The organism is Kutzneria sp. 744 (genome assembly GCF_000568255.1).
Lineage (GTDB): Bacteria > Actinomycetota > Actinomycetes > Mycobacteriales > Pseudonocardiaceae > Kutzneria.
The window spans coordinates 7747320-7748818 of record NZ_KK037166.1 but is presented as its reverse complement, the minus strand read 5'-3'; the positions used below and the strand labels follow the sequence as shown (position 1 = coordinate 7748818).

The 1499-nt window shown below is 73.9% G+C and carries 2 protein-coding genes; both read right to left on the bottom strand.

Annotated elements, in window-relative coordinates:
* A partial coding sequence (nadB, locus tag KUTG_RS35665) for an L-aspartate oxidase (protein ID WP_063753606.1) occupies positions 1-1300 on the bottom strand: 1300 nt, incomplete at its 3' end.
* Positions 1297-1499, bottom strand: a 203-nt coding sequence (gene nadA, locus KUTG_RS35660) for a quinolinate synthase NadA (protein WP_043723122.1), incomplete at its 5' end; no start/stop codon positions are given. The genes nadA and nadB, both read right to left, overlap by 4 nt.

Genomic DNA, 1499 nt, shown 5'->3' with positions numbered 1-1499 from the left:
CATCCCGCTCCGTCACGGCCGCGGCCAGCGGCCCGAGCGGCAGCTCCGCCCGGCGCGGATCGTCGAGCAGGCCGGCGGCCCGGTCGGCGGCCACCGCCCGAGCGGCACGGGAACCGACCACCAGACCTTCCAGCAAGCTGTTGGAGGCCAGGCGGTTCGCCCCGTGCAGCCCGGAACGGGCGACCTCGCCGGCGGCGTACAACCCGGTCACCGCGGTCCGACCGTCCACAGTGGCCATAACGCCGCCACACGAGAAATGAGCCGCCGGGGCAACGGGAATCGGGTCCACCGAGGGGTCGACACCGATGGCGGCGCAGGCCGCGTGCACGGTCGGGAAGCGGCGGCGGAACGCCTCCCCGTCCAGGTGGGTGGCGTCCAGGAACATGTGATCGGTGTCGGTCTCGTTCATGCGACGGGTGATCGCCGCCGACACCACGTCCCGGGGAGCCAGGTCGGCCAGCGGATGCACGCCGACCATCACCCGGGAACCGTTGGCGTCGACCAGAACCGCGCCCTCGCCCCGAACGGCCTCGGTCACCAGCGGGCACCGCCCGCGGGCGCCCGAACCCGTGTACAGGACGGTCGGGTGGAACTGCACGAACTCCAGGTCCGCGACGACGGCGCCGGCCCGCAGGGCCAGTGCGATGCCGTCGGCCGTGGCGACCTCGGGGTTCGACGTCACCTGGTACATCTGGCCGACACCACCGGTCGCCAGCAGCACGGCCGGCGCCCGCAGCACGCCGGGAACGCCTTTCCCGTCCAGCACAAGCAAACCACCAACGGCCCCGGACGGCGTCCGCAGCGCCTCGACGGCAACGTGGTTGTCCAGCATGGCGATTCGGCCGTCACGGGCCTGCGTCAGCAATGCACGCTCGACCTCGGCCCCGGTCGCGTCGCCGCCGGCGTGCACCACACGGAACGCCGTGTGGCCGCCTTCCCGGGTACGCGCCAGCTTGCCGTCCGAACCCTGGTCGAACACCGCGCCCCACTGCCGCAGCCGGCTCACCGCCGCCGGCCCGCCGCCGACGATCGCCTCCACCGCCGCGGCGTCACACAGCCCCGCCCCGGCGGTCAGCGTGTCGCTGACGTGCCGGTCGACGGTGTCTCCCTCCTCGTGCTCGCCGGGCAGCACCACGGCCACGCCACCCTGCGCCCAGCGGGTGTTGCCGTCACCGAGAGCGGCCTTGGTGACGACGAGAACCCGCAGGCCCAGGGCCTGGGCGTCCAGCGCGGCGGTCAACCCCGCCACGCCGGTTCCGACGACGACGAGGTCGGCGGAGGCCTCCCAGCGGGGCTTCACTCGGCACCGCCGGGCTGGCCGATCTCGATCATCCGCTGCACCGCGCCGCGGGCCCGGGCGGCCGTGTCGGCGTCCACGAAGACCTCGTCGGCCTCGTCGCGCAGGCAGCGCAGCAGCGCCGCCGGGGTGATCATCTTCATGTACCGGCACGAGGCCCGCTCGTTGACCGCCTGGAAGTCGATCTCCGGCGCGGCCTTGC